Raw genomic sequence first — 26,825 nt, forward strand, 5'->3', positions numbered from 1 at the left:
CCGTTCTATTTTATATCCAGAAGTTCAACCTGAAACAGAAGCCAGGAATTGGGAGCAATCGGTCCGGCCTGAACATCACCGTAAGCCAGATTGGGCGGTATGATTACCGACCTCTGTTCACCGATAGACATGGAAAGAAGAGTTTCATCCCATCCGGCGATAACGGACTGGGTTCCGACTGTGAATTCAAAGGGCTGACCTCTTGATATGGAGCTGTCAAAAACAGTGCCATCGATGAGCATAGCTGTATAATGAACGCTCACGGTGTCTCCGTTCTGCGCTTTAATGCCATTACCTTCTCTGGATATATTGTAATAAATACCGGTCAGAGTTTTCTGAACACCCTCTCCCAAAGCGTCAATGGCCGCAAAGACATCGGGATTTTCAGTTTTAAAAGTTTCCAGCTGCCGGTCAAGAGCCACTTTGCTCAGACGATTGAAGGTGTCTTGATCCGTTTGGAAAGAGAGAGCATCAGAATCGGTTCTGACAATCTCGACAGATAAAATTTCCTGTCCTCTTTTCAATTTGGCCAGAACCGCATTTCCCTCAACCAGGCGTCCGAAAGCAGTATATTTCCCATTCAGAACGGAGTCAGTTGTTTTTGAAATAAAGAAACGGCTTCCGCTGGACATGCCGGAAACGGCATCCATTGAGATAAGGCCCGGTTGATCGTATGTAAGAGAACTGTCCATTTCCACAGGAAAGTTGTATCCGATATCGGAACTTCCGTTATTAGCCGGATCCCCTGCGAACAAAGCGTAATTTTCTATTTCGCGATAAAATTCCATACCATCGTAGAAACCCTCTTCCGCAACATTTATAAAATTCAGTACTGTCAGCGGCGCTGTTTCATAATCGAGATCGAAAATCATCGTACCTTTGTCTGTTGCTATTTTTGCGTATATTCCGGGATTTAAGAGAGATTCGCCGTCTTTATACAGGTCTTCCGTGGTCTGTCCTTTAGCGGAAAGAAGCACTGTGGAGATTAAAAGCAGCGTAATGACTGCCCATATTCGTTTTATCATAATCATGTTCCTGTGGTCGTGGTCTTAAAGGCTGCATAAGCCTCTATAAAGTTAACATATAATAAATGAAATTGCGATGTTTCCGTTACAAAGAAAAAAAGCCGTTTTATTAAAACGGCTTTTAAGTACAAGGAACAATCAGTAACTGATCAGTTCAACCTCAAAAACGAGCCATGTGTCGGGAGGAATAATTCCGCCGGCACCACGACTGCCGTAGGCCATTTCGGGGGGCAGAACGATTGTTCTCTTCTCTCCGACTTTCATGGAAAGAACAGTTTCGTCCCAACCGGGGATAACCTGGCGGGCGCCGACGACAAACTCGAAGGGCTGGTTTCTATCGACGGAAGAATCGAATTTTCTGCCGTCCATGAAAGTTCCCGTATAGTGAACTGTTACTTTTGTTCCGGCGGGGGGAGTTTTTCCCGTACCTTCTTTTTTGATAACATAGCGTATTCCCGAGTCTGTTACCTGGGCATCGGGCCATCTGCTGTTGATTTCATCGATGATGGCTTTACTGGCTTCTTCAGCTTTTTTTCTGGCATCGGCCACAAGCTTTTCATTGATGGCATCGAATGCCGCCTGGTCAGCCTGGAATGCCTCGGCTTCGGCGCCGTTGCGGATAATGGTCACTTTTTTGATTTCATCGCCCTGCTTGATGGCGTTGACAACATCCTGACCTTCCACGACATGGCCGAAAATGGTGTGTTTGCCCTGGAGCCAGTCAGTGGCCACATGAGTTATGAAAAACTGACTTCCGTTTGTGCCGGGACCGGCATTGGCCATAGCCAGAACACCCGGTCCGTCGAAGACAAGGCTGTCATCGATTTCATCGGCGAAATTGTACCCGGGGCCGCCGGCTCCCGTACCCATGGGATCTCCTCCCTGTATCATGAAATCGGCGATGACCCTGTGGAATTTCAATCCGTCGTAGTAAGGTCCGCTTTTCACGGAAGTATTCATCTTGCCTTCCGCAAGGGCGACAAAGTTAATAACTGTAAGGGGTGTTTTTTCGTATTCCAGGGATAGGATGATATCTCCCCTGGTGGTTTCCATAACGGCGTAGAGGCCGTCAGGCAGGTTTTTTGCTTCTTCACATGCAGACATAGTTACGGTGACGAGCAATAAAGTAAGTGTAGACAATAGTCTGGAGAACCTGAAATTGCTCATATCTCCTCCTGTAAGAAATTTTCCATACGATAACACAATTGGATTATTAAAAAAAGAGTGCACCATATACGGTTAGAGGAAGTTCCAGCGATTCTCCCCGGTCAAATTGACCAGGCCGGATTCCTCCAGGTGCCCGGCGATGACATCGCCAAGAAAAATTTCTCTGTCGATAGCTTCAAGGCTATGTCCTGTATCCGGGAAGAAGCCCAGCCTCTTATTGCTTTCCAGATCGGTATGAGCGATTCTGTATGTCTTGTTTTCATCCAGAGGAACTCCCCGGATTTCGACGCTTTTGATTCTGTTGCCTTTTTTTAACGACAAATCGGCTTCAACTCTCATTCCGCTTATCTGTGGAATGCCGATGGGTGCCCCTCTCAGGCCGTGGTGATAGAAACGGTTCAGATTTTCATCCAGACCTTTTTCAAGGCTTTCCAGAATGGCCGATCCTGTCATTGTGGACACACAGGGATTCGCTGTTGAAAAACAGGCTCTGTTCAAGTCGGCACGGGTTATTTCTCCTTTCGAAATGGGCTTTTGAAGATTGCCCGCGGCGACAAGAGCCAGTTCCGTATTACCGTAGCGGCACAGCGCGTCTGCTGTCAGGTTGCCCAGGGCACACTCATTCCAGTAATCCAGGTCCAGATCCCTTTGGGCGGCTGCCACAAACTGCCGACCTATGACCGCAGCTTCCTCTCTGGCCTTTTCTATGGCTGATATAATCTCGGGAGCCTCTTCTACATGATCATTGACAGGGTATAGAAATGCTTTTTTAGATATGATCTTTCCGGTCTCTGAGTCGACGGTAATATCGACCCGCCCCAGGTATTCTCCATACTGACCGCAATGGTGGATTAGGTTTTCGCTGTTGTTTATAACGCCGCCCGGTGTCCGCGTGTGACTGTGCCCGCCGATAACCAGATCTATATCATCGTTATTGAAAAGAATTTCGATGTCCTCCTGAATGCCCATGTGGGATAGGAATATAATCACCTGAGCACCTTTTTCTTTCAGCTTTTCTGTCTGTTCCTGCGCACAGGATACATTGTCGGGAAAATGGAGCCCCAGGGGTTCATAAGCTCTGCCCCAGGGGTTGGACATGCCGAAAACACCGATTTTTATCGGACCGAAATAAAAAATCATGTTTTCCTTCAGCCCTTCGAGAGGCGGATTTTCTCCGTTTCGGAAGTTAGCCCCCAGAACAGGAAAGTTCAAGCGTTTAAGGGACTCTTTCAGGGAATCCAGACCGTAGACCAGTCCAATGTCATTCCCGACAGTCTGGGCATCGTATCCCATGGCATTGAGGATGTGTGTGTAGGCTCGGCATTTTGTCAGCCCGCAGTAATCGAGGCTGCGGTCCGAGCTGTCTCCCGCGTCAAAAAAAAGGCAGGTTTTCCCTTCTGCTTCCGCAATGGCCCGCTCTCTTTTGTATATGGTGAAAATCCTGGCGCTGTTTCTGTCTCTTCCATGAATGTCTGAAGTAAAGAAAATAGTAAAATCGCGATTCATGTATAATGACCTCTTTCTGTTCAGTCTTAATCTACAGATATACTATTCCGGAATTAACGAAAAAAAAAGGAGTCCTCTTCAGAACTCCCTTTGCTTATGAAAATTGTTATCTCAATTTATCTGGCCTCAGTCGATAACTCTGGCTATAAGAACACAATCGGAGGATTTTATTCCCTCTACCAGCTCTGCGACATCAGAACCTTTTGCCACTTCAATGATGTTATAGTAGATTTCCCCTCTGTGCTGGGATGCCATTCCTTCTGTCGAGATACCTTTAGCGGAAAGACCTTTCAGCAGGTCGTTCATCTGATCATTGCACTCTTTTGTCGCCAGTATGATTCTGGTTCCGCCATTGTAATCGAGCGTACAGGAGGGGAAGTTGACAGAGTTGACGATATTTCCCGTTTCCAGGAAATCCTTCAGCTGCTGGGATACCATTTCCGCACAGTTTTCTTCCGCTTCATCAGTCGATGCCCCCAGGTGGGGAACGCAGATGACATTGTCCTTTCCGATAACCGTATTGTTGGGGAAGTCGGTAACGTATTTGGCTATCTGTCCTGCCGCAACGGCATCTACAGCAGCCTGGTCATCGATGATGCCCCCTCTGGCGAAGTTGAGAATAACGGCGTTTTTCTTCATCAGCTTCATGTTTTCTGCGTTGATAATGCCTTTAGTTCCGTCATTGAGGGGAACATGAACTGTCACATAGTCACAGACTTTCAGCATCTTATCGAGGTTATCCGCCTGATGGATGCTGCTGGAAATATTCCAGGCGGCTTTCAGGGTCAGATAGGGGTCGTATCCGTAAACTTCCATTCCAAGAGCGGAGCAGGCGTTGGCGACCTGAACACCGATGGCTCCCAGTCCGATTACGCCCAGTTTCTTGCCTTTGATTTCTCCACCGGCAAAGTTGGATTTGTTTTTTTCCACGACTTTAGCGACATCTTCTTCCCCGGCAATAGTCTTTGTCCAGGCAACACCGCCGGCAAAGTCTCTGGCAGTCGTCAGCATGGCGCCGATAACGAGCTCTTTAACCGAGTTGGCATTTGCCCCCGGTGCGTTGAACACAACGATTCCCTGTTCCGTACATCTGTCCAGGGGGATATTGTTTACCCCGGCTCCTGCTCTGGCGACAACTTTGACTGATGCAGGAATTTCCATATCATGCATTTTGTAGCTTCTCAAGATGATCCCGTCGGGATTTGTCCCGTCTTCCGATATGCTATAGCTCTCGCCGGGGAGCAACCCCAATCCCTTTTCTGAAATCTTGTTTAAAGTCTGTATTTTAAACACTCTCAACCTCCGGTATTTTTTTGACTATATCATTCTGCCGCCTGGGTATCAGGAGACTCTTTGTATACGATCTGAAGATGAAGGTCGCTGACCTGCTCTTCATCGACATGGGCGGGACAATCGTCCATAGGAGAAATGCCCATATTGTTTTTCGGGAAGGGGATGACATCGCGAATTGTTTCTCTTCCCGCCATGATCATGACCAACCGGTCCAGTCCCGAAGCGATTCCTCCATGGGGGGGGGCTCCGTAGCGGAAAGATTCAAGCAGAAATCCAAAGCGCTCTTCCGCCAGCTCCTTCGGAAATCCGACGATATTGAAAATTCTCTGCTGCAGCACCGGATCATGGACCCTGATAGACCCCGAAGCCAGTTCGTAGCCGTTGAGGACCAGGTCGTAGAGATCTCCGAGGACATCCCCGGGATTCTCTTCCATGGTATCGATAAAGCGGTCCTGAGGCATGGAGAACATATGGTGAGCCGGTTCCCAGCACTCTTCTTCCTCGTTGTAATCGAAGAGGGGGAAGTCGACTATCCAGCAGAAACGGTACTGGCTTTCGTCTATAAGGTTCAGATCCTTACCGAGACGGCTTCTCACAGCGCCGAGAGAGGTACAGGCTGTTTTCCAGGGCGCACCCATCAGGAGAATCAGGTCCCCTTCTTTTGCGCCGAGTCCTTCTTTGATCCGGTCCGCCGTGTTCTGGTAGAACTTGGAAATTCCGCCGTCGAGGCCCTCAGCTGTGACTTTCATCCAGGCCAGGCCTTTGGCGCCGTATTTCTTCGCTGTATCCTCCAGCTCGGTAATTTTCTTTCTCGAATAGGCTTCCGCTGCGCCGGGAACGACCAGCGCTTTGACAGCCCCTTTGCCGTCTTCCAGAACGGATTTGAATACGGAGAAATCCCCTCCGTCCACGTAGGGTGCGAAATCCCGGAATTTGAGATCGAATCTCAGGTCGGGCTTGTCGCTACCGTATGTATTCATGGCATCGTGATAGCTTATTCTCTCGAAAGTTGCGGGCAGTTCGATATTCATCAGTTTCCGGAAGATATGCTGATACATGGCTTCGGTCATTTCGAAAACATCGTCCGCCGAAACGAAGCTCATTTCCACGTCGATCTGGGTGAACTCGAGCTGTCTGTCTCCTCTGGCGTCCTCATCGCGGTAACACCGGGCGATCTGGAAATAGCGGTCAAAACCGGAGACCATGAGGATCTGCTTGTAGAGCTGGGGCGACTGGGGAAGGGCGAAAAATTTCCCTTCGTGGAGCCGAGAGGGAACGAGAAAGTCCCTGGCTCCTTCGGGCGTGGATTTTATCAGGGTCGGAGTTTCGATCTCCATAAAATCGCGGCTGTCGAAAAACTCTCTGACAGCGAAAGCCAGATCGGTCCTGAGTTTGATTCTCTTCTGCATTCCTGCGCTTCTCAGGTCGAGATAGCGGTAACGGAGCCGGAGGTTTTCATTGGCTTCGCTCTCTTCATCAATCATGAAGGGAAGTGTTTCGCAGCTGTTGAGAATGGTTATTTTCTCGGCTTTCACCTCGATTTCACCGGTACTCATATCTTTATTGACCATGGAGTCGGGGCGCTTGCGAACTTCACCCTCCACGGCGATTACATATTCTATTTTCAGGGATTCGGCATCGCTTTTCAGTTTTTCATCAGCATCTTCGTCAATGACGACCTGAGTCATGCCGTATCTGTCTCTGAGATTGAGGAAATGGATTCCCCCGTGGTCGCGGTTTCTGTGTACCCATCCGTTGAGTGTTACTTTTTTTCCGGCCCAGCTCGCGTCGAGCTGGCCGCATGTTGCCGTACGTCTGTTTTTTACCATGTAGCTAATGTATCATCACTGCGTACATGAATCAATTGCGAGTTCGGCAGTGATTGTCAGACTTTCGGGTAAATTCTGTACTTGTGGAGCATCCTGTCGGGCTGGTAGGACCTTTTTGTCTTTCTCAGGCCTTCCATTCCCATATCCTGTTCCAGATTGATGATCCGTGCCTCATCACAGAACTCGCGGACATAAGCCTGGAACATATACTGGTATATGCCTTTTTTTTCGATATTGCCTTTGGCGAAATGTATCACATAGGATGATTCTCCGGCATATTCTCCCATGACAAATCCCGAAGGCTCTCCATCAGCCAGGAACAGCGCGCCGGAAAGACCCAGTTCGTTGTAGAGCTTCAAGCCGTCGATACAGGCATTGTAATCGGAATCGCCCATCTCCTGGCCCGATCGGCATTGCCAGAGCTGGAGAAGCGAAAGAATATCCTTCATGGAATCTTTGTCGATTTTCCGGATCTCGGGATCGTGTTCCCTCAGAAACTGGCTGACCAGGTTCCGCTTTTTCGACAGCTTCCTTCCGGGGTAATCGGCGAGCTTTTCTTTTTGGTAGATGTATTCCGAATCGTCTTCTATGTACTCGATCCGGTAATCATTTTCCGGAAAAAAACGCAGCCACTTTTCCGGTATGGGAAAGATGCATTGATAGGATTCGCTTCTTACGAGGTTTTTCAGTGATTCGATATAGTTTTCGGAACATTTTTCGAGGTTTTCCAGGGGCATGATGTAATGCTCGCCATTGTAGCTCAGTCCCGACAGATAGGTATAACCGTCGCTATCGACTATTTGATAATCGTGTTTGTCTCTGAACAGATAGAGATTGGCAAAACAGTATTCAGACAGGGCCGTATCCGCATCTTTCAATTTGGAAATAAGCAGCTCCCGGTTATTGAGCCCCAGCGGGCTTGTATGCACATGCAATTTGGTCGCAGTCATTTTTTCTCCAGAATAACAGTGAAATCGTTTTGCAGATAATGTTCGATGATTTTTATGCTCTTTAACTTGTTATTATTAATATCTTCGATCATCTTAACGACTTCTTCAGGGTGAAAATAATAATAGGTTTCATCCCGGTCGGGCGAATTATGGTGTAGCAGGTTGAAAACAACATACTTTTCCGCCAGAGCGAGAAACAGCTTAATGGCATCTTTGAGGAAATCGTGATTGTTTCCCATATTGATATTAAAGATGCCTGATGAATAAATGGTATGAAAATCTCCTTCGGCAAAGGAGTTTTCCGCAAAGATATCCAGGTGGAGGAAATTGTACTCCGGGTATTTCGCCCGTGCCCTTTCCACCATATGTTCAAGAATATCCACACCCGTATAATCAGGAGTTTCGTGAATGGCCTTCAGATGTTCCAGGAGATTGCCCAGGCCGCAGCCGACATCGAGAATTCTGTGACCGTTGAGTTCAACATTCTCGGTTAAAATGCGGAAGCGGTCAAATTGGGCTTCTCGGCTTTCCCAGCCCAGAGTCCTGAAATCAGGCAGGTCTTCGCGGAGTTTCGGTTCATAGTAATTCCTGATTATATCAAGCTTTTTCATTTAGTTCCCTAATTTGGTGATAATTGAAAAATACAAAACATGGGAGAGAAAGTAAAATTTAATGTTCACTTTATATACTGTTTTTATTATATTGTTGTGGAAACAGGAGTGTTCATGAACAAAATTTATCTCGACAATAACGCCACAACGAAAGTCGATCCGCGCGTTATGGATAAAATGGCGCCTTTTTTTGTGGAGAAATACGGCAATCCCAATTCTCTCCACGGATTCGGAACGGAAACCCATCCCGCCATGGCCGAAGCTTTGAACAGTTTGTATGCCGGTATAAATGCATCTGACGATTCTGACATCCTCGTTACCAGCTGCGGCACGGAAAGCAATAACACGGTCCTTAAGGGCATATTCATAGATTACATTTTAAAAGGTGAGAAAAAGCACCTTATCACATCTCAGATTGAGCATCCCGCGATCAGAAACACCTGCGAATTCCTGGAATCGATAGGTGCTGAAGTGACGTATCTTCCGGTTAATGATGACGGCATCGTCACTCCGGAAATTCTGAAAAAGCATCTGAGGCGGGGCGAAACGGCTCTCGTTTCCATTATGTGGGCCAATAACGAAACCGGCCTTATCAATCCCGTCAAAGATCTGGCTTTGGCCGCTCATGAATACGGAGCGCTTTTCCATACCGATGCCGTACAGGCCCTGGGAAAGATCAAAGTCGATGTTCAGGATACGGATGTGGATTTTCTGACCTTCAGCGGACATAAATTTCACGGGCCCAAAGGGGTCGGCGGTCTCTATATCAAGGAAGGGCTGAAACTGACACCATTCTTCCACGGCGGCGAGCAGATGGGGAGGAAGAGAGCCGGAACGGTCAATGTTCCCCTTATGGTGGGAATGGGCTATGCCCTTGATCTGGCTGTAAAAGCCCTCGATTACGAGAATAAGGAAATCAGAAGGCTGAGAGACAAGCTGGAAGATGCCATAATGTCTATAAAAGATACTATCGTCATCGGTAAGAGAGAGCTCAGGACGCCAAACACAATTCTGGTCAGTTTCAAGGGGATCGAAGGAGAAGCTTTTCTCTGGGACCTCAACTGGAACGGTATCGCCGCTTCCACGGGAAGCGCCTGTTCCTCTGAAGATCTTGAGGCGGATGCCACATTCCAGGCCATGCATGTCGATGCGGACCTCTCCCATACGGGCGTCAGGTTCAGCCTCTCGCGCTTCACGACGGAAGAGGAAATTGACCGGGCCATTGAAGTGATTAAAAAAACAGTAGAAAGACTGCGCTCGATTTCGAGTACTTATAGATAGAAAGGAGATCATGAATGGGAAAAAATGATCTGATCGGCGGTTCCCTCTGGGACCATTATTCCAACAAGGTTGCCGATAGAATGAACAATCCAAGGAATCTTGGTGAAATATCAGAAGATGAAGCCAAAGCGATGGGAGCAAGGCTCATTGTCGCTGACTGGGGAGCCGAATCGTGCGGAGATGCGGTTAGACTCTACTGGGCTGTCGATGAGAAGACCGAAAAGATCGTCAAAGGCTCCTTTAAGAGTTTCGGCTGCGGTACGGCAATCGCTTCCAGCGATATGATGGTGGAACTCTGTCTGGGGAAAACCGTCGAGGAAGCCATGAAGATAACTAACCTCGATGTTGAAAAAGCTCTCAGAGACAATCCCGACGAGCCGGCTGTGCCTCCTCAGAAAATGCATTGTTCCGTTATGGCTTACGATGTCATCAAACAGGCTGTCGCTATATACAAAGGAACCGATAAGGAAGCGCTTGATGACCAGGAGATGGTCTGCGAGTGTGCCCAGGTTACCCTTTCCACGATAAAGGAAGTCATTCGAATCAATGACCTGAAAACGGTGGAGGCTATTACGGAATATACGAAAGCGGGAGCTTTCTGCAAATCCTGTATCAAACCGGGCGGCCATGAGGAAAAGAAATATTATCTTGTTGATATTCTGAAAGAAACCAGAGCCGAAATAGAGCTGGAAAGAGAGAAAGAAGAAGCTGAAAAGTTTGAAAACAAGAGCTTCTTCCAGAAGAGCAAGATGATTCAGGCATTCTTTGATGCGGAAATCCGGCCCATGCTTCAGTCCGATGGCGGAGATATTGATATCGTTGATATCATCGACAAAGGGGACGACCTCGAACTTCAGGTCCGTTACCAGGGAGCCTGTCACGGCTGCGCCAGCTCTACAGCCGGTACGCTTTATTTTATTGAAGGAAAAGTCCATGAATCTCTGAGCGATAAAATCGCCGTATCCATTGTGTGATCTAGCGTTTCAGATTTGAAAAAGGGATATCACCGTTTCCGGTTTGATATCCCTTTTTTTTATTCTTCGGGAATGATCCTGAAGCGGACAGACTGAATCCTGTTGTTCCTGACTTTCAGGATTTCGTAAGTCCCCTCTTCAAAATCGAGGACTTCTCCCTCTTCGGGAATATGGCCGATTTTCTCTATGATATATCCGCTTATCGTCAGTATCCTGCGGCTGTGTTCCAGTTCTATATCCAGCTTATCGTGAATTGTATAGAAGCTCGTGTCTCCGGCAATGATCCAGGAATTTTTCCCTTCGGATATAATCTTGTCTGTTTCCTTTATTTCGTTTTCGTCGTATAGCTCTCCGAAAATCTCTTCGATCACATCTTCTCTGGTGACGATTCCCGCCAGGCCGCCGTATTCGTCGAGTACTATGGCGATATTGATAGCCTTCTGTTTAAAGAGAGTGAAGACTTCATTCACTTTTTTGGAGTGGGGTATATACAGAGGTTCGAGCATCATATCGCGCAACCGGAGATCTTCCATCGTTTCCCGGTCTATTTTTATCAGTTCCTTGACAAGAACGATACCGACGATATTCTCGGGATTTTCTTTGAAAATGGGGATGCGGCTGAAACCGGATCGGAGCATATCATCTATTGCTTCCGAAAGAAACAGGTCACCGCTGAGGCTGTATACATCTTTTCTATGGGTTACGATCCCCTGGATCGGCGTGTCGTTGATGCGGAAGACGTTTTTCACCATCTGGTTCTCATAGGTTTCCACAATCCCCATATTCTCTCCCATGCTTACCATAAGGAGAAGGTTTTCCAGAGTGAGAGTCTTCTGGGTGCTGGAAACGAAAATCCTCGTAATGGTTGAACTTATGAGTGTTATGATCCATATAAAAGGACGGAATATCCAGGAGAGAAACCAGACCACAGGAGCCGTATGGAGACAGATCGACGTGTTTTTCGCCATGGCGATCTGCTTAGGCGTCACCTCTCCGAAAATAAGAATAAACAGAGTGAGCGCCCCGGTCATATAACCCAGGGCATGACTGCCGAACAAGTTAATGGTCAGCTTGGTCGCCAGTGTTGTCGCACCGATATTTACCAGGTTGTTACCTATGAGCAGCGTCGTCAGAAGAATGTCGGGGTTGTGGGAGAGCTTCTGAACCCGCTCTCCCTTTTTTCCATGCTCATCTACAAGCTTATGCGCCTGAATCAGCGAAAGAGAAGTGAATGCGGTTTCTGTAGATGAAAAAAAGCCGGATAACATCAGAAAAACAGTCAGGAGAACCAGATCAATAGTCATTGAAGTCTCCTGCAGGTCGGAAATTAGAGATTCTTAAAGTACATAAAAAAGGGTCGTCATCATCCATAAATGAAGTATTTAACGTCTTTTTGATTTTTTCAAGAATCATGAGGTCTAAAAAAGGGAATAAGAATTGCCGTTTTGCGAAAATATTGTTATTTTCTTCTTCGATAATCACAAGACATATATCTAACGTACAAGGAGCCTTAGACTAAAATGGGGAAAAAAAAGTTTAAGACGGAAGTGGATCAGCTGCTTCATCTGCTGATTCACTCACTTTACTCTCACAGCGAAATCTTCCTGAGAGAGCTTATTTCCAACTCATCAGACGCACTGGACAAGCTGAAATACCTGACAGTTGCCGATGAAAACTATAAAAACATTACTTTCGAACCCAGAATCGACATTAAAATCGATGAAGAAAACCACAAGACCCTGACTATTTCCGATACGGGAATCGGTATGAACGACAAGGATCTGGAAGAGTCTCTGGGAACAATCGCCCGTTCGGGAACCAAGAACTTCCTGAGCCAGCTCTCCGGAGACGCCGTTAAAGACTCGAACCTGATCGGCCAGTTCGGCGTCGGTTTCTATTCCATCTTCATGGTTGCCGACAAAGTTGAAGTTCTCACCAGAAAAGCCGGTGAAGAGAAGGGATGGAGCTGGACCAGCGACGGCAAGAGCGGCTATACCCTTGTTGAAAAAGAGAAGGAGACCCACGGGACCGATGTGATTCTTCACCTCAACGAGAAGGGCAGCGAATACGACAACCGCTGGCAGTTGGAGCAGATAACCAAGAAATACTCCAACCATATCGCTTTCCCGATCTTCCTCCATTACGAGTCCAAGCGCTATGAAGGCGAAGGGGACGACAGAAAAGAGATTAAAGAGAACAAGGTTGAGCAGATCAACTCTGCCTCGGCTCTCTGGAAGCGGTCCAAATCCGAACTGAAAGACGAAGATTACAACGAATTCTATAAAACCATCACCGGAGAAAGTGAAGAGCCGATGATGACGATGCATACAAAAGCAGAAGGTACTCTCGAGTACACGACCCTTTTCTATGTTCCGAAAAAAGCACCCATGGACATGTTCTACGCCGACTACAAGCCGGGTGTTAAGCTCTATGTCCGCCGTGTTTTCATTACAGATGATGAAAAGGAGCTTCTGCCCACATACCTTCGCTTCATAAAAGGTGTAATCGATTCGGAAGATCTGCCTCTCAATGTAAGCCGCGAAATCCTCCAGCAGAACCGCGTTATGAACAATATCAGAACCGCTTCTGTTAAGAAGATTCTCTCTGAACTGAAAAAGTTCTCTGATGACAAGGACAAATACGCCGAGTTTATCGAGCAGTACAACCGTCCCCTCAAAGAAGGGGTTTACTCCGATTACGCCAACAAGGAAGAGCTTCTCGAGCTTGTCCGCTACAAATCGACCAAGGTTGAAGGATGGACAAGCCTCCAGGAGTACAAGGACAGAATGCAGGTGGATCAGAAAGGGATCTACTACATTACCGGAGACAACGAGAAGACCTTGAGAAACTCTCCTCTTCTCGAAGCCTATAAGAAAAAAGATATCGAAGTCCTGATTATGGATGATGAGATCGATGAAATCGTCGCACCCATGATCGGAACGTTCAAAGAATCCGAGCTCAAGGCTGTCAATAAGTCCGGGGCAATGGATGACCTGAAGACCGAAGAAGATGAAAAGAAAGAAGAGGAAATGAAACCCCTTCTCGAAAAGATTAAAGCCGCTCTCGGTGAAGCTGTTAAAGATGTCGTCGCTTCAAGCCGTCTCCACGATTCGCCTTCCTGTATCGTTGTTGATGAGAATGACCCGACTGCCCAGATGCAGCAGATGCTGAAACAGATGGGGCAGACGGATATTCCCGAAATCAAACCGATTCTCGAAATCAACCCCGATCACGAGATCGTTAAGAAGATGGAAAGCAGCAGCGATGAGGATCTGATCAAAGATGCCAGCCTCCTGCTGCTCGATCAGGCCATGATGGTAGAGGGGATGGAACTGAAAGATCCTTCGGAATTTGCCAAGAGACTGAACAGAGTCATTGCCAAATCCTTATAGGTGCAGAGGTTTTCAATTTACTAAAAGAGTAACCGCGGTCGATGGGCCGCGGTTTTTTTTATTCTGTTGGAACCCTGCGGATTAGCATACTAAAAAGCATGATGAGAGCCGGCTTCCTGTGGTAGAATAAGCGCAAAACAATTTAAAAAGGAGCAATCATGGATAAATTGCAGGAATACGCCGATGTCATTCTGACTTCAGGCGTCAATCTTAAAAAAGGACAGAAACTTAATATAGCCTGCAGCTACGGAAGCTATGGCTTCGCCAGGCTGCTTGGAGAGCGGGCCTATGATCAGGGCGCAGGATTCGTCAATATCGAAATACGGGATAATTATCTGGCGAGAGCGAGAGCGGCAAACCAGGAAGGTGCCCAGCTTGAATACTTTCCTCTCTTCAGCCAGGTTCAGTCGGCCCAATGCGTTTCCGAGGAATGGGCTTACATAAGCATCGATAACACCGATGAATCCCATGTTCTGAAGGATGCTGATGCCGATAAAATTCAAACCATGACGAAAACCAGCCGCAAGGGAAGAGACATTCTGTTAACCTCTCTGATGAAAGATAAAATCCCCTGGAACATTGTCGCTTTCCCCAATGAAACCTGGGCGAAGGAAGTTCTGGGAGATGACGCTACGGCGGAAGAGCTCTGGAAAGTTCTGAAACCGATTCTCCGCCTCGACCAGAATGACCCTGTTGCCGCATGGAGAGAACACAGCGAAACGCTGAGAAGGCGATGCCGGAAACTTGAAGAGATGAAGATTGACTCCCTCCGCTTTACCGACGGCGACGGGACTGACCTTTATCTCGGTATTCCTAAGGGATCAAAATGGGAAGGCGGAGGAGCCTTGCTCCCCGACGGAAGGGCTTTTATGCCTAACATTCCGACAGAAGAGGTTTTTACCACACCCGACAGATTGCGAACGGAGGGATTTGTCAAAGTGAGAAAGCCTCTTCAGGTCCTCGAAACAAGAGTCGAAGGAGCCTGGTTCCGCTTCAAAGCCGGTAAAGTGGTGGAGTTCGGAGCCGAAGTGGGTGAAGAGATCCTCGGGAAATTCCTTGCTATTGATGAAGGAGCTACCATGCTGGGAGAAATTGCTCTGGTTGACGGGTCTTCCAAAATCGCTGAATCGGGCAAATTGTTCGGATCGATTCTCTTTGATGAAAACGCCTCCAGCCATATGGCTCTGGGATTCGGATTCCCCGGATCGGTTCCCGGCGGCGATGCCATGACCGAAGATGAACTCCGCGACGCCGGCTGCAATACTTCTATGGTTCATATCGACTTTATGATCGGCTGGGAGAAAACAAATGTGACAGCCATGGACAAATCGGGGAAGGAAATCACTATAATGAAAGATGGAACCTTTGTAATTTAATCTTGCAGATCAGGAGATTACATGAACATCTTACTGGGCCATACCAATATGGATCTCGACTGTATCGGATCGATTGTTATGGCCCGATACCTTTATCCCGATTATGTGCCGGTGAAAAGCCGGCTTATCCATCCTGTTGCTAATAATCTCTATAACCTTTATCAGAATCATCTCGGATTTATCAATCCCATCGAACTGGAGAATGAACAGGTCGATCATGTGGTTGTTTTCGATACGAGGTCGCGGAAGCGGATCCGGGAGTATTTTGACCGGCTGGGTGCGGACTGGCAGGGAAAAATCGACATCTACGATCATCATGTCAACGATTCGATGGATATACCCGGCGCAGAGCTGAATGAATGCGTGTATGGATCAAATACGTCATTTATCTGTGAAAAAGTGATGGAAAAGGGATCGGTCATCCATCCCGACGACGCGACAATCGCTTTGTGCGGCATATTCGCCGACACGGGAAACTTTACCCATCAGAATGTCTGTGCCCAGGATTTCGCCGCAGCGGCCTGGCTTATGGAAATGGGGGCGAATAAATCGATCGCCATGAAATTCCTGAGCAAGCTGAGCGAAGAGTATCAGGTGACCCTGTTTCATCAGGTCCTCAATAATATCACCATCCGCAATATTCACGGCCATTCTGTAGCCATTGTCTATATGGAGCTGGAGAGCCAGGTCAATGGAATGGCGGCGGTTATAGAAAAAGCTTTCGAGATAGAGCATTGCGACGCTATTTTCGGCATTTTCTGTTTCTGCGATTCCGAGAACTCCCTGATTATAGGAAGGAGCCGGAAAGAAAAAATCGATATGGTTTCCATTCTGGGCGACTGGGGCGGAGGAGGCCATACCAGGGCCGGCTCAGCACTTTTGAAAAAGCGGTTCGGCACAACGGTGAAAGATGAATTCCTGCTCCACCTGGAATCCATGCTTCTACCTGCCATAAAAGCCAGAGATCTGATGACAGCCGAAGTCTTGACGATTAATGAGAACAAAACGGTTCTGGAGTGCTCTCTTTATCTGGAGGAGATTTCCCATACCGGCGTACCTGTTGAAAATGATGCGGGACAGCTTTGCGGAATGATAACTCTCAGAGATATAAGCAAAGCCCGTAAAGTTGATCAGATGCATTCGAGAATAAAAGGATATATGACAAAGAAAGTGTTTTCCTGCCATCCCGATGCTTCGGTTCGGAAGATAGAATCGCTATTCAACCAGCACCATGTCGGGCACCTTCCGGTCGTAGATGAAGAGATGAAGATTCTGGGAATTGTGACCAGAAGGGATTATCTTGATTTTCTGGAGAACATTAAGGGATGAATTTTGCTGAATATTAGTAATTTCATACACCTTGTAGTATATTTTATTATACAGTTTCACCTTTTTATTCAGACTTAGTGTGCAAAAAGAAACTGATAGAGGAACAGAAGTGCACAGATTTGGTGTTTAATTATTATGGCACAGTCTTTGCATTATGTTTATGCCAGTTAAAAATGTTAAAAAAAAGATTATCCATGGAGGATATTATGAAGAAAATAGTATTAGGTTTGATTGTCAGCACACTGGTTTTCGGTCTGGCAGCCCAGAGCCGTCCTTTTGAAGTTTCCAAAAACTCCTACGATCCGTTTATCGCGCAGAAGGGAGGGTTCGAGTCCCTTTTCGTAAACCCCGCTGCCATGGCCGGTGAGACAGATATATTTACCTGGGATATTGAAGGCGGAATGCAGGGGAAGAAGAGTACGTTCGATACAATACAGCTGATGATGAATAACTCGGAACTGCTTTCGGGAGAATCAACTGCTGCCGAACTGACTCCTGCTGATGCAGAGCAGATTATGGATCTTCTTGCGGAAAATATGACTGATCAGACAGTGCAAGACCTTCTTGCATCAACATCTTTGGATGGCTCCATTACAACACCAGAAGAACTTATTGCATATCTGGAAAACAATGAAATCAGTGAAACCGATGCAACCCAGATTGCCCAGAACATCGAAAATGATCCAGCAATTCTGGAAGACGCCGTTAACGGGCTGATCGGTGAACTGAAAGTCAATGTCGAGTTTACAACCAAAATGGGTACCCTTATAAAAGGTTTCGGTATCGGTATTTATGGTAATGCCTATTCCGTACTCGATGCCGGGCAGATGGGATTCGATACTCTAATAGCCGAGACAGGTGTTAAAGCCGGATACGGTTTCAATATCGGACCTTTCGGAATCGGTGTCAGCGGTGACTTCGCCATGATCGGAGATTTTACCGGGGATGGTCAGGGAATCGCTCTTGCTGATATCGGCGGTATTATGAACCACACCATGTACTACGGATATGCCTGGGGAATCGATGCCGGTATGACATTTGATATCCTTCCCAGCCTTACAGTCGGTGCCGTTATGACAGACATTATCGGTACATACAACTATGTGGGAATCACAACTCTGGAAAATATGATGTCCGGAGCGACTCCGGCAAAACTTTCCTATGATTACAAATTCGATCTCGATCTGGATATGGGTATAACATGGTCTCCTAAAATCGGCAGCGGCAAGCTTCTCAACTTTTCATTCAGTGCCGATTATTACGATTTTATCGGAATGTTCAGAACTCCTCCCCAGAATTTTCAGGATGTTGTTGATCATATGAGATTCGGAGCCCATATGCAGCTTCTCTCGTTTATCAATGCCAGAGCTCAGTACTACCAGGAATACTTTACAGTCGGTGCCGGTGTTGACCTGCTGTTCCTCGAAGTCTACGGAGAATTCCAGTTCAAACAGACTTTCGACGATATCGGAGCGGCTGCTCTTGTAAAACTGCACTTCTAATTGATGTAATATTATTGGTTACGAATGAGGCCTCCCGAACTCCGGGAGGCCTTTATTATTTATAAGATGCTGGTGAGGGCTCTTTGATGAGATCCTCTTCCTTTACATTAAAAATCTTCATTAAATTCAATTTCAGATCGGAAAAATCAGGCTCTCAATTTATTCAGCAATTCGAAAAATCCCGGGAAAGTAATATCGACAGCTTCCGCAGTATCAATCCTATTCACTCCCGATGCTCCCAGAGCCGCAATAGCCAGAGACATGACCACTCTATGGTCTCCATGGCCTTTTACATCGGTCCCGGTCAGTTTGCTTTTCCGGATGATCATGCCGTCTTCCAGCTCATCGATATGAGCCCCCATTTTGCGAAGCTCTTTAGTCATCACATCTATCCGGTCGGTTTCTTTCATTCGCGCCTGGGGAACATTGGCCAGATGGGTTTCCCCTTCGGCATAACAGGCTGTTACAGCTAGAGCGGGCAGAGCGTCCGGAGTGGCATTGAGGTCAAGAGTACAACCTTTCATAGGCCGGCCCTTGATTGTGATGTAATCCGCACCGATCTCGGTTTCGCATCCGAGCTTTTCCAGCATATGAACAACGTCCTTGTCACCCTGGCTATCTGTCATATCCAGACCGTTCAGGGTTAATTCCGATCCGGTAATGGCAGCGGCACAGAGGAAGAAGGTTCCTGATGAAAAATCGGCAGGTATCGCTTTGTTGAAAGCCTTGTATTTCTGCCCGCCTGGAATAATGAAGCGTTTGAAGTTTTCGTTTGTGTATCTGATCCCCTGTTCATCGAGCCAGCGAAGAGTTATCTCTGCATAGGGCTGTTCATTGAGCAGAGGAACATTGATGATTGTCTCCCCATTAAAGAGCGGTGCCGCAAGAAGCAGGCTGGAAAGGTATTGGCTGGTAGGGCATTCTATTGAGATTTCCCCCCCCGCAGCTGGTCCGGAAATGGTAAAGGGGGCACAACCTCTCTCAGAAGATTTTACATTGGCTCCCAGTTCGGAAAGGGCGTTGAGCAGGTTGGCGGCAGATCGGTTTCGGATCTGTTCGTCTCCATCAAAAGTAATCGGCTTGTCGGTTAACCCGGCAAGAGATGCTATCAGGTAAATGGTGGTTCCGGAATTGCCCACATCGATAGGGTCTTGCGGAGCAGTCAGTTTTCCTCCGGTCCCTACGACAGTAAAAGTTCCGTTTTCAGATGTAATTCGGGCTCCAAGAGCCCGGCAGGCTTCCATGCAGGACCGCACATCGGCGGAATCGAGGAGGTTGGTCAGCGTGCTGGTGCCATCGGCCAATGTTGCGATGAGCAGCGCTCTGATGGAATGGGATTTTGATGCGGGGATGTTTATTGATCCCTTTAATCTGGAAGGTCCGGCTTCGGCAATCATGGATTTCTCCTCGAATGGTGTTTCTTTCTGGAGAGTCTAGCACTTTTGGATAATTTTGTAAGACTTTTTGACTTTACTTTTACAGTAAGAAAGATTTTTGCAGATTTTGGAGTATTTTTATAATTACGCTGCGGGTTGGTTTTACTGGAGCAGCTTTTTGATTTTACTTGTGCCAATGCCCCGTTGTGTAGGTGGTGAGGTATGGGTAAGACATTTTTATTGTTTTTTGTTTTTTTTCTGGTTCTGACGGGGTGTAAGAATCCTATCGTGCCTGACGGGGGGGATGAGGATCCTGCTTCAGAGGAAAATCAAGCGCCTTATAATATTATCGGACCGTCACTTTATGATTATGAGTTTGATTATGGAGTTGCAACTTCTTTCTTTCTTGAAACGGCTTCTCCCGGTTCGCAACTTGATCCTGATGGCGATTCTGTTCAATTTGATTTTGATTCATTACCGGAAGGTTTTTCCCTGGATCTGGACACAGGTGAAATCACAATTCTTAATCCCGAAAGCCCCAATAATCATGGCGGCGATTATAATGTAATCATTAATGTATGGACTGAAGATGAGTTCGGGCTGACTTCAGATAGTTTTGAAGTTACTGTTTTTGTGCATAATCCCTCCTAATTTTCCGATAGTGAAAGTATGAGTTTGCATTAATTGTTTAGCAGTGCTTAAATTATAAAAAAGATAACAATCAGGAGTAGCTGATAATGAGATCTAAAAAAGTTTTTTTTCTAACCGTACTAACTGTTGTGTTTTTTTCATGTTCCAACTCTTTTCTGCCGATCGGTAGTGACGATCAATTGGGGATTGATGGTTCCCTTGCTTCAACAGAGCCGGAAATAATAGTGGACTCTGATAGAAATGTTGCTGTTTTCAGAGGTTCTGATGGTGTTTCTATTGATATAGAATCTGATGATGAGGAACTGGATAAAACAGTGAAATGTGTAACTCCTCTGCAATCAATAATATTCCCGGAAAATCAAGTTTCACGTAATGCAAGTTCCCAAAGATCTCTAAAAAGCATTGTTATCGGTAAAAGTGATGATGGTGAAACGGGAATCTGGCTGGTTTTCAATGACGGCACTGTCAGAAACCCGATAAATGAAGAAACAGGTAAAAGGACTTCCCGATTCAGAGGAGTCAGTCAGGAAGATGGAGAAGGCTTTCTCGGAAATGATATAAGGGCATTTCTCGGTTGGACATATCATCCGGAAATAATCAGCGAGGATGGAAAGATCATCGGCGGGTATGCATACAATGAGTCAGGTTTTGATAAACATAGGATTTTCATTGCTCCTGGTTCTCAGGCTGGACTCTATTGGAGATTGCACGAGCGAAGTGACGGTTCTTATATCCTGACGAGACCGAATGTCATTGGCGTAAAGGAAATAGGAGAGGATCTGCTCTCCAGGTTCCTGTGGAGAATCCTTTCTCGTTTGAAGCTTCTATTTCTGGACTCTCTTGATAACTACTTAATAAATGTAACAGAAATTACGTCCGGTGATGTTGAAGGAACATATGAAATCAATGGCTCGGATAAAGATAATCAACAATCGAAAGCCCTTGTGAATCTATGGAATGTTCTATCCATTGAAACTGTTAATAATCAAACAGGAAATAATCCCTACAATATTATCGGTCCCGAAGAAGTTACTGTAATATTTGATTATGGAGAAGAAACGCCTATAACACTCGATATCGATTCTCCTGACAGTTCTCTCGACCCCGATGGCGATAGTGTTTTGTTCTTCAGCGGAGAGCTACCCGAGGGTGTCACTCTGGATGCGACTACAGGTATTATTACCGTACTGAATCCGCCAAAGGGTGATTATGACGAAACAATCACTCTATGGACGGAAGATGAAACAGGGTTGAGATCCGATCAATTCTATTTGGTAATTCATTTTCGAATGCCTTCCTGATTTAGCAGATACCGGACTTTTTCCGGTTAATATTAAATAGTAGATATAAAGTATCCTCTGAGAGTCTGTATTTTCAATAATCAAGATTTTCAGAGGATTTTACTGTATGTTAGAATAGGTCAATTTTACGGAATAGAAGGTGGATTATCGTATAATGAAGAGGTTTCTAACATTTCTGTGTTTCTCGATATTAATATTTCCTCTTTCAGCACAGAGTCGGATTCCCAAAGATACAGGCGGAGTAACCTATGACACATATTTAGGTATAGCTTCTGTTGCAGGATCCGGATCTCAAGATACCGTTCAGGTTTTGTTCTATGAAGTTGATAATACAGAGAGCGATCCATTTTATCTGGCTATCGACAGCCCCGGTGTTATTTCCAATACATCTCCTGATGACATTTTAGGAGCATCTCCTCAAACCACCGTCGATGTTCTGGGAGGATCGGGCGCACTTTCTGACCCTGTAGCAAATGACTTTGAATTTGTCGATAGAGCAGAAGCAATATCGGGAGCAACATCTCTTGGTTCCCAGATATTCACTAATGAAACAGGTTGGGAGTACATAGGCCCATTCTATCCTTCAGACGGAGAAGCAATAGGTAATAAATATTATTTTCGTATTGTGATCTCTATAAATGCTGATGTGGATAGAAACGGCTATAGACTGGATGTCTCTTATAATAACCCCGGAAGCGGAAATCCTCCCAGCGGATCATCCTCTTTCAGAGCTTTCGCCTATTCCTGGAATATTGCTTTGCTGGGCGATAGTAACAGCGATGCAGCGGGAGGAACAGATCGCCTTTACGAGTTATACCCTTTTGTTCCGGAAGGAGCCGTCGCCGCATCGGATCAAATCGTTTTTTCCAATTTGGATGTGGATCAGGCCCAGGGAACCGGTAATGCACAAATTAATGTAACAGGTTCTGGATATAATTTGTCCAATGCCGAATCAGAAGCGGTTTCTCTCGGAGCAGTCGGCGCTTCTGGTAATGGCGTTGTGTTTAATTCAGCCTATTCCATTTCCGAAGATACGGGAACATGGAAAGCCAAATACCTCGATGGTGAAGGTATGGCCGGTTACTATTCAAACCCGGCTGAATTCTGGCATTGGAGGGCTTTGAATGGCTTTCCAGTCGTCGCCGGAACGTTTTATAACCCCGATTCAGATGGAAATGTTCAGGAACTACTGAGAACATATGCCGATTATTACGTCCCACAGCCTCCGGACCATATTTCATTAAGTCTTGATGACGGAATTGCGGAAATCGGAGGAACAGAGACTGTTGTTTTACAGGTCGTTGATGAGGCTGGAAATCCCGTTCCTTATATTAGAGATATATATGTCACGGTTAGCGGAAGCGGTGTAATCGCGCCTGATATCACGAACCCCGATGGGGGATTGGCAGATACCCTGGAAGAGCTGCTGACGACAGACTCATCTGGAATGGCCACTTTTACGGTTACCGATGCCGTTCCGGAAAGCGTTACGATTACTGTCACGACTGACGGTTCAAACAGTTCTGATAATTTAACAAATAATGTTGCGAATGATAGTGGATCGATTGTTTTTTTCAATACGATCCCCCCTACTATCAGTTCAACAGCCGGCACTACAATAGATATTAACCAGACTGCTCAGGCAATCGGTGATATTTTGATAACGGATGTTGGTGGTGGCAACCTTACGACTGTAAATGATATTCGGTTAATGATACCGTCCGCTTTGTCAGATACGTTCTTCAATAATGGCGCTACAATAGGTTTAACTCCTACCGGAACAGGTACAGTCGGAGCTGCAGATTTTCTCCCCGATCCCGACGATGGAGATGAAAATATAATCCTCATTCCTGTAACAGCGGATTTTTCGGCTGGAGATACTTTGACAATCACTGGGCTGGAAGTCGACACGGGATCTATAACCGGAAATGGCAGGATAGCTCTTTCCTTCGATGGCGGCGGAACATATAATGTTATTGACGATAAATATGTCTCGGTCAGCAATCTAAGTCTTTACACCTGGCTGGGAACAGTCGATAGCAGCTGGAATACCGGGGGCAACTGGGACCAGGGCACTGTACCCGGTGATACCGATGATGTCAAAATCAAGAATACTGTTAATAGCCCGGTTCTCGATATCAATACTGCCAATCTGGGATCTCTCATAATTGATTCCGGTGCTTCGTTAGACCTTAGTACATATAATCTGACTGTCAGCGGTTTAATCAGTAATAACGGTACAATCTTCCTTGAGGGGACTCAAACCGTTTCAGCGACAATGGATTCTGATTCCGGTCTGGTCGTTTATGATGGGAATACTGATGTAACTTCTCTAGCCGCCGGTTCAGATTATTTTGATTTGGAATTCAATGGGACCGGAACGAACTGGGCTATAAACGCTGCTCTGACCGTAAACGGAGATTTATCTGTTGAATCGGGAAACACTCTGGACCTTGGCTCTGATAACCTTGCTGTCATCGGAAGTATTTCGAATAACGGAATAATTTCCCTTGAGGGAGCCCAAACCTTTACTGCAACTATGGATACTGATTCCGGGCTGGTCATTTTCAATGGTAATGCGGGAGCCACGGGTCTTGTGGCCGGCTATGATTACTATGATCTTGAGTTTTCAGGTGCTGGTGCGCCAACGGCCTGGGAGCTCGGTGGTGTCCTGACAATTAATAATGATTTAACTATTTCTGTCAATAACGAGGTCGATCTCGCTGCAAATGACATCACTGTTACTGGAACGTTCTCTAATAACGGAACTTTGATTCTCGATGGAACGGAAACTTTGGCATTGACTATGGATACGGATTCCGGTCTTGTCTCGTATCAGGGAGCAGCCGGCGGAACGCTGTATGACCTTGCCGATCCTGATTATTTCGATCTGGAAATCGATAGCGCCGGCCAGGTTTTCGTTGCAGATGGAGCCATAACTGTTGCAAATGATTTGACTGTAACAGCAGGAACTCTGAGCGCTGTGACAAATGCCCTGACAGTAGCAGGAGCTTCTGATCTTGCTGGAAATATTACCTCATCTGATGGAAATCTCTGGCTGCAGGGAGCTGTTACTCTCTCAGGAAATGCAGCAGTAGATTCCGGAGCCGGAGCCGGAGATATTCAGATCGATAGTACTATCGATGGCGCTTTCGGACTGACGCTTGATAGCGGAACCGGAACGGTTACTCTCGGAGGAGCAGCCGGAGCTATCGGCTCAGGGACATCATTAACAACTTTGCTTATTGATGGAGTTTCAATCAGTTCCATTCCATCTATAAGATCATCTGTTGTAGAAATGAATTCCACCGGTGCTGCCGATATTACTATCAGTCAGGCAGGAAGTCAGATTTCTTCATTTGCTGCAGCCGTTGCCAACGGTCGATCTATTCTTCTATCGAATAATACGGCTTCACTGATAATTCCAAACGGCGGTACGATTGTCCCCGGTGATATATCGGCGACGGACGGTACTATAAATATTCAGAATACAGGAAGCATAACACTGACCGGAGATATAAATGCCGGAACAGGAACAGCGACTCTGGACACTTTAAGCGCAGCTGTAATTGATGGAAACGGCGCCATTTACTCTGATGTCATCAATCTGCAAACAGATGCTTCATCGAGCGGGTTTATTGGCTCTTTCGCGAATAATATTGAAACTTATTCAAGCGGCGCTGCTATAACAACAGCTCTCTCTGTGGGAGGCGGCGCTCAATTAAGTACTTATATCGATCATCAGACTGGTAATCTCAGTCTTGTTTCAGTCAATCTCGGTTTAACTCCGGCCGGTTTCTCATTAATCTCTTCCGGTTTGCTAACTATAACAGGATCACCAATTTCCGTCGTCGATCTCAACCTCGAAAGCACAGGTGGAGCTCTTTCCATTCCGGCTTCAGCTGACTTAACGGCTTCCGGGACTCTTGATCTGTCAGCCGGAAACGGAGATCTGACCATAAGTGCAGTTGTTACTAAAACAGGAGCCGGAACAGCGACAATATCGTCATCTACTGGCAACATTAGTGATTCCGGTGCCGGCTATATTGTCAATTCGACTGGAACAACATTTTTAAATGCAGCAGGAACAATCATTTTAGATAATGTTTCCAATAATATTGCCGATCTAACCATCGATACTACAGGGAATGATATTACCTTAGATTATGGAAATAATTCTGTTCTATCTGCCGGAGCAGGAGATTCTTTTGGTAATCTGACCCTTGGCGGAATTAATTCTGCAGTTTTTACTCTCGGTACAGCTATCGATATCAATGGCGATTTAAATCTGGCAAATGGAACGCTTGATGTCGATAACACAAATGATTTTCAAATCAACCTGGCAGGCAACTGGAATAATACCGGTGGAATCTTTAACGAGCAGAACGGATTAGTCGTTCTCGATGGAGCCGGAGGTGGAACTGTCAGTTCCGAGACTTATTATAATCTTGAAGTGAGTTCCGGTGCCGGAACCTATACGTTAACCGGGAATCTGGACGTAAATGATCTTTCCTTAACTTCAGGGGTGCTTGATGTTTCTGCTTCTGATTTTCAGATTAATGTAGCCGGAAACTGGAGCAATTCCGGGGCGACATTTAACGAACAGAACGGTCTGGTCGTTTTTGATGGAACAGGTACTATAGATGCGGAAACCTTTTATGATATGGAAGTGAATTCCGCAGCCGGAACTCATACCTTATCGGGAAATCTTGTTGTCGGTAACGATATAACTTTAACTTCCGGGACCTTGGATGTTTCTGCGACGAACTATTCAGTCAATGTAATAAGAAGTTGGACGAATTCCGGCGGTACTTTCATCGCACAAAACGGAACAGTGACCTTCGACGGAGCCGGGCAGACCGGCAGCATCGCCACAGGAGGAACAGGAGCCGGTCAGGATTTCTACAACCTTGTAATCAACGACGGAGGCGGTTTGGCGTCGACCTGGACGTTGGGTAACGATACGCTTGTGACCAATGACCTGACGGTAACGGACGGAACGCTGGACACTTCGACCTTCAACCTTCAGGTGAGCGGCGCGACGGCTCTTGTGGACACAGACGGAACACTTGATTTCTCCTCTTCCCTGATCGCGGATGTTTTGAATCTCGATGCGGTGCTGGATGTAAACGGTACATTGCTCGGCGGAGCGGGAACGATCCAGGCTAGCGAGAATGTCGATTTCACCGGAGGAGCGTTTACCAAGGGCACAGGAGTCTTCGAGTTTGACGGAGTCGCTCCGAGTAAGACGCTTGTTGCAGC

The 26,825-nt window shown here is 46.4% G+C and carries 18 protein-coding genes; 9 read left to right on the forward strand and 9 right to left on the reverse strand.

What is annotated here, in order from left to right; all coding sequences use genetic code 11:
* Positions 1 to 5: 5 nt before the first annotated feature.
* The 7 genes from HNR50_RS20230 to HNR50_RS20260 all read right to left on the reverse strand — a co-directional run bounded on the left by HNR50_RS20230 (position 6) and on the right by HNR50_RS20260 (position 8,381).
* Complete coding sequence (locus HNR50_RS20230; protein ID WP_184748623.1) at positions 6 to 1,025, reverse strand: peptidylprolyl isomerase; 1,020 nt, start codon at positions 1,023 to 1,025, stop codon at positions 6 to 8.
* Between the two features lie 138 nt (positions 1,026 to 1,163).
* Positions 1,164 to 2,192: a peptidylprolyl isomerase gene (locus HNR50_RS20235; protein ID WP_246434139.1), complete on the reverse strand. Its 1,029-nt coding sequence runs from the start codon at positions 2,190 to 2,192 to the stop codon at positions 1,164 to 1,166.
* A gap of 72 nt (positions 2,193 to 2,264) precedes the next feature.
* Complete coding sequence (locus tag HNR50_RS20240; protein ID WP_184748624.1) at positions 2,265 to 3,698, reverse strand: bifunctional metallophosphatase/5'-nucleotidase; 1,434 nt, start codon at positions 3,696 to 3,698, stop codon at positions 2,265 to 2,267.
* Positions 3,699 to 3,824: 126 nt separating this feature from the next.
* Positions 3,825 to 4,991, reverse strand: coding sequence for an NAD(P)-dependent oxidoreductase (locus HNR50_RS20245; RefSeq protein ID WP_184748625.1), 1,167 nt, complete (start codon positions 4,989 to 4,991; stop codon positions 3,825 to 3,827).
* A 29-nt stretch (positions 4,992 to 5,020) separates the two neighbouring features.
* The gene (aspS, locus tag HNR50_RS20250) at positions 5,021 to 6,820 is read right to left on the reverse strand and encodes an aspartate--tRNA ligase (RefSeq protein WP_184748626.1); all 1,800 of its coding nucleotides are present in this window, start codon (positions 6,818 to 6,820) and stop codon (positions 5,021 to 5,023) included.
* Between the two features lie 56 nt (positions 6,821 to 6,876).
* Positions 6,877 to 7,770: a DUF2156 domain-containing protein gene (locus HNR50_RS20255; RefSeq protein ID WP_184748627.1), complete on the reverse strand. Its 894-nt coding sequence runs from the start codon at positions 7,768 to 7,770 to the stop codon at positions 6,877 to 6,879.
* A complete protein-coding gene (locus HNR50_RS20260; RefSeq protein ID WP_184748628.1) occupies positions 7,767 to 8,381 on the reverse strand; it encodes a class I SAM-dependent methyltransferase in 615 nt (204 codons plus the stop codon). Before HNR50_RS20260 ends, HNR50_RS20255 begins: the two co-directional genes overlap by 4 nt.
* 114 nt (positions 8,382 to 8,495) lie before the next feature.
* Between HNR50_RS20260 and HNR50_RS20265 the strand changes: the two genes are divergently transcribed.
* Together HNR50_RS20265 and HNR50_RS20270 are read left to right on the forward strand one after the other, a co-directional pair.
* On the forward strand, positions 8,496 to 9,662 hold the full coding sequence (locus HNR50_RS20265; RefSeq protein ID WP_184748629.1) for a NifS family cysteine desulfurase: 1,167 nt from the start codon (positions 8,496 to 8,498) through the stop codon (positions 9,660 to 9,662).
* A 14-nt stretch (positions 9,663 to 9,676) separates the two neighbouring features.
* Positions 9,677 to 10,636, forward strand: a complete 960-nt coding sequence (locus tag HNR50_RS20270) for an iron-sulfur cluster assembly scaffold protein (RefSeq protein ID WP_184748630.1) — start codon at positions 9,677 to 9,679, stop codon at positions 10,634 to 10,636.
* A gap of 59 nt (positions 10,637 to 10,695) precedes the next feature.
* Here the strand turns inward: HNR50_RS20270 and HNR50_RS20275 are convergent, their stop codons facing one another.
* The gene (locus HNR50_RS20275) at positions 10,696 to 11,940 is read right to left on the reverse strand and encodes a hemolysin family protein (RefSeq protein ID WP_184748631.1); all 1,245 of its coding nucleotides are present in this window, start codon (positions 11,938 to 11,940) and stop codon (positions 10,696 to 10,698) included.
* A 216-nt stretch (positions 11,941 to 12,156) separates the two neighbouring features.
* On the opposite strand from HNR50_RS20275, the gene htpG reads away from it, so the two are divergent.
* The 4 genes from htpG (at position 12,157) to HNR50_RS20295 (ending at position 18,235) form a co-directional block, all read left to right on the forward strand.
* Positions 12,157 to 14,028, forward strand: coding sequence for a molecular chaperone HtpG (htpG, locus tag HNR50_RS20280; protein ID WP_184748632.1), 1,872 nt, complete (start codon positions 12,157 to 12,159; stop codon positions 14,026 to 14,028).
* A 158-nt stretch (positions 14,029 to 14,186) separates the two neighbouring features.
* Positions 14,187 to 15,404 (forward strand): aminopeptidase, encoded by a 1,218-nt coding sequence (locus HNR50_RS20285; protein ID WP_184748633.1) that lies wholly within the window; start codon positions 14,187 to 14,189, stop codon positions 15,402 to 15,404.
* Between the two features lie 21 nt (positions 15,405 to 15,425).
* Positions 15,426 to 16,733: a CBS domain-containing protein gene (locus tag HNR50_RS20290; protein ID WP_184748634.1), complete on the forward strand. Its 1,308-nt coding sequence runs from the start codon at positions 15,426 to 15,428 to the stop codon at positions 16,731 to 16,733.
* A gap of 206 nt (positions 16,734 to 16,939) precedes the next feature.
* Positions 16,940 to 18,235, forward strand: coding sequence for a hypothetical protein (locus tag HNR50_RS20295; protein WP_184748635.1), 1,296 nt, complete (start codon positions 16,940 to 16,942; stop codon positions 18,233 to 18,235).
* Positions 18,236 to 18,381: 146 nt separating this feature from the next.
* On the opposite strand, the gene aroA is transcribed toward HNR50_RS20295, so the two are convergent.
* Positions 18,382 to 19,632 carry a 3-phosphoshikimate 1-carboxyvinyltransferase gene (gene aroA, locus HNR50_RS20300; protein ID WP_184748636.1) on the reverse strand — a complete coding sequence of 417 codons (1,251 nt, stop codon included), beginning with the start codon at positions 19,630 to 19,632 and terminating at the stop codon, positions 18,382 to 18,384.
* Positions 19,633 to 19,833: 201 nt separating this feature from the next.
* On the opposite strand from aroA, the gene HNR50_RS20305 reads away from it, so the two are divergent.
* From HNR50_RS20305 to HNR50_RS20315, 3 genes are all read left to right on the forward strand, one after another.
* Entirely contained in the window at positions 19,834 to 20,262 is a 429-nt protein-coding gene (locus HNR50_RS20305) for a hypothetical protein (RefSeq protein WP_184748637.1), read from the forward strand.
* Positions 20,263 to 20,348: 86 nt separating this feature from the next.
* Positions 20,349 to 21,563, forward strand: coding sequence for an Ig domain-containing protein (locus tag HNR50_RS20310; protein ID WP_184748638.1), 1,215 nt, complete (start codon positions 20,349 to 20,351; stop codon positions 21,561 to 21,563).
* 310 nt (positions 21,564 to 21,873) lie between these two features.
* The coding region (locus tag HNR50_RS20315) for a beta strand repeat-containing protein (protein WP_184748639.1) at positions 21,874 to 26,825 on the forward strand (4,952 nt) is incomplete at its 3' end.

The sequence above is a fragment of the Spirochaeta isovalerica genome (genome assembly GCF_014207565.1).
GTDB lineage: Bacteria > Spirochaetota > Spirochaetia > DSM-2461 > DSM-2461 > Spirochaeta_F > Spirochaeta_F isovalerica.